Origin of the sequence: Saccharothrix sp. (assembly GCF_031180885.1) — a bacterium.
Classification (GTDB): domain Bacteria; phylum Actinomycetota; class Actinomycetes; order Mycobacteriales; family Pseudonocardiaceae; genus Actinosynnema.
In genome coordinates this window covers 1-2,737 of the sequence record NZ_JAPSLK010000123.1, presented here as the reverse complement: position 1 = coordinate 2,737, position 2,737 = coordinate 1, and the positions used below count along the sequence as shown (strand labels likewise).

General features: G+C 71.0%; 2 protein-coding genes. Both read left to right on the top strand.

The features are described 5' to 3' along the window. The first annotated feature begins 144 nt into the window (after positions 1–144). Positions 145–1,497, top strand: a complete 1,353-nt coding sequence (gene istA / locus RIN75_RS43950) for an IS21 family transposase (protein ID WP_309118050.1) — start codon at positions 145–147, stop codon at positions 1,495–1,497. A 5-nt stretch (positions 1,498–1,502) separates the two neighbouring features. After that, a complete protein-coding gene (istB, locus tag RIN75_RS43945; RefSeq protein ID WP_309118049.1) occupies positions 1,503–2,318 on the top strand; it encodes an IS21-like element helper ATPase IstB in 816 nt (271 codons plus the stop codon). The last annotated feature ends 419 nt before the right edge of the window (positions 2,319–2,737 follow it).

Genomic DNA, 2,737 nt, shown 5'->3' with positions numbered 1-2,737 from the left:
TGATGGTGCTCTCTGAAATGGGCCAGCCCCGCTCTTGTTAGTTCCCCAGTCGGGTGTCCTTCCGGCGCGTCGTTTGCGCTGGTCAGTTGCTTCCGGGCGACGGTCTTGGTGTTGGTCACCGTGGACCGTTCGGCTGGAGGTTGGATGCTCTCGCTGGAGGAGGACGTGGAGGCGCAGGCGCTGCGCGAGCAGGGTTGGTCGATCTCGGCGATCGCCCGTCATCTGAAGCGGGACCGCAAGACGATCCGGCGTTACCTGGCGGGCGAGGTTGTCCCGGGCCGCCGGCGGCGGTCGGCGGTGGACCCGTTCGAGCCGTTCGTGGCGTACTGCCGGGCGCGGTTGGTCGACGATCCGCATCTGTGGGCCTCGACGCTGCTCGACGAGATCACCGAACTGGGTTACGGCGGCGGGTACTCCACCTTCACCCGGGCGTTGCGCCGTCACCGGCTGCGACCGCACTGCGAACCCTGCCAGGCGACCAGGGGTCGTGACGTCGCGATCATCACCCACCCGGCCGGCGAGGAGACTCAGTGGGACTGGGTCGAGCTGCCCGACCCGCCCGCCGCCTGGGGCCTGGGCCGGCACGCGCATCTGCTGGTCGGGGCGTTGGCGCACTCGGGTCGGTGGCGGGCGGTGCTGGCCGAGTCGGAGGACTTCCCGCACCTGGTCGAGGCGCTGGACGCGGTGGTGCGCAAGCTGGGCGGGGTGACCCGGGTCTGGCGGTTCGACCGGATGGCCACGGTTTGCTCGCCGGGGTCGGGGCGGATCACGGCGGTGTTCGCCCAGGTGGCCAAGCACTATGGAGTCCGGTCGGTGGTCTGTCCGCCTCGGCGGGGCAACCGCAAGGGCGTGGTGGAGAAGGCGAACCACTCCGCCGCGCAGCGCTGGTGGCGCACGTTGGCCGACGACGTCACCCTCGCGGCGGCGCAGGCCGGCGTCGACCGACTGGCCGGGAAGCTGGACGGCCGTCGCCGGGTCCGCGACGGGCAGCGCACGACGGTCGCCGAGCTCGCGGCCGGGGAGCAGTTGCGCATGGCCCCGACGGCGGCGTTCCCGGCCGAGTTCGACGTCCCCCGCGTGGTCACCCCGCAAGCCCTGGTGGCGTTCCGGGGCAACGCCTACTCGGTCCCACCGGGACTGGCCGGAGCGCAGGTCCAGGTCCGGCACAGGCTCGGGGCGGACAGCCTGCGGATCGTGACCGCGCGGGGCGCCACGGTCGCGGTCCACCGGCGGGCGGTCGACGGCGCGGGTCTGGTCGTCCGCGACGAGGGCCACGTGGTCGCGCTGGAACGCGCCGTGCTCGCCGGTTCCAGCACCGACAGGCCCTGCACCCACAAGACGCGCCGTCCGCCCTCGGCGGTGGCGTTGGCCGAGGCGGCCAAGCTGCGCGGCCTTCCCGCGACCGGGCCCGCGGCCCACGTCGTGATCGACCTGTCCACCTACGCGGCCACCGCCGCCCGACTCCACACCGCACCAACCTATGAGGACGAGGAGTGACACCGTTGTCCACCGACACCAAGACCGGACCCCAAGTCAGCGAGGCCCGCCGCTACCAACAACTGCGCGGGCACCTGTCCTACCTGAAACTGGAGACCGCCGCCGAGGCTCTGCCCCGCATCCTGGACCAGGCCCGCACCGAGAACCTGTCGCTGACCGCAGCCCTGGAGCGACTGCTGGAGATCGAGGTCAACGCCACCGAGGAACGGCGCCTGTCCTCCCGGCTGCGCTTCGCCTGCCTGCCGGACCCCTGGACGCTGGCGGACTTCGACTTCGCCGCCCAGCCCGGCGTCGACGAGAAGCTGATCCGGGACCTGGCCACGCTGCGGTTCCTGGACGACGCCTCCAACGTCCTGCTGGTCGGCCCGCCGGGAGTCGGGAAGACGATGCTGGCCACCGCGCTCGCGCGGGGCGCGGCCGAGGCCGGCAACCGGGTCTACTTCACCACCGCGGCCGACCTGGCCGCCCGTTGCCACAAGGCCGCCGTCGAAGGGCGCTGGTCCTACTGCATGCGCTTCTTCGCAGGCCCCAAACTGCTGGTGATCGACGAACTCGGCTATCTCCCGTTGCCCGGTGACGGGGCCTCGGCGTTGTTCCAGGTGATCAACCAGCGCTACCTGAAAAGCTCGACGATCTTGACGACGAACGTCGGAATCGCCGACTGGGCAACGGCTTTCGGTGACGCCACCGTCGCCGCCGCGATGCTCGACAGACTACTTCACCGCGCCGCCGTGGTCGGCATCGACGGACCTTCCTACCGGCTGCGTTCCCATCAGTCCACTTCGGACAAGCTACGCAAGGCGGTGAACCATGCCGGCTGAGCCCGTCACCAAGACCTGCCCCATCTGCTGGGAGACCTTCACCGCCACCGGCCGCCAGGCCCGTCACCGCGTCTACTGCTCCAAGCGCTGCAAGAGCACAGCCGCCGGGCGACGCGAACGCGGCGAGTTCGTCCCCGAAACCCGAGTCGTCGGTGGCGGCCCGACGCCGGCGGGCACACCCATGCAGCCGGCGCTCGTCGAACACCTCCCACAACCCGCCGCGCACCGCGAATGCCCCCACTGCGGCGGACCCGTCACCATCGTCGCCCTGCTCACGACACCCGAGGCAGCCCGGCCCCAGATGCCCATCGCAGCACCCGATGGAGTGATCCCACTCCGTCGCTGATCGCGGTTACGCTCCAACCGCCGGCTGGGGAACTTCACAGAGCATGGCTGGCCCTTTTCGCAGAGCGCCATCA